At 58.0% G+C, this 493-nt stretch carries 2 pseudogenes; both read left to right on the top strand.

What is annotated here, in order from left to right:
* Positions 1 to 296: pseudogene (locus tag ACYZGB_RS22845) on the top strand (transposase); the annotation flags it as partial.
* Between the two features lie 49 nt (positions 297 to 345).
* Positions 346 to 493 (top strand): annotated as a pseudogene (locus ACYZGB_RS22840) (IS256 family transposase); the annotation flags it as partial.

Genomic DNA, 493 nt, shown 5'->3' with positions numbered 1-493 from the left:
ATGACACCAAAGACTGCCATGCGGTGATAGCGCAAAGAGGCGCGCAGGCGGTAATACCCCCGCGCAAGAACGGCAAGCCGTGGAAGGAAACCAGGCAAGGAGCAGCAGTGCGCAACGAAGCGCTGCGAGCCTGCCAAAGGCTGGGGCGCGGGATTTGGAAGAAATGGAGCGGCTACCACCGAAGAAGCTTGGTAGAGACCAAGATGCACTGCTTCAAACGCCTGGGCGAGCGGGTGATGGCCCGAACGTTTGAGCGTCAGGTCACAGAGTTGCATGTGCGGGTGGCTTTGCTGAGCCTGTCAGAAATTTTGTGTGTGATGCATAGCATGTCAACAAGGAGCATGAATGCCACGCAAGACGAAGACAACCGCAGCGACGGACAAGGCGGCGCAGCCGCAATTCTCAGCCGAGCTGCTTGAGCAACTCATCCCAGGGCCGGTAACGCCAGCCGAACTCGAAGGCATCTTCCAGCAGTTCAAGAAGTCGGTTCTTG

This window comes from Acidovorax sp. Q11 (assembly GCF_054950075.1).
This window is presented reverse-complemented; position numbering and strand designations above follow the sequence as displayed.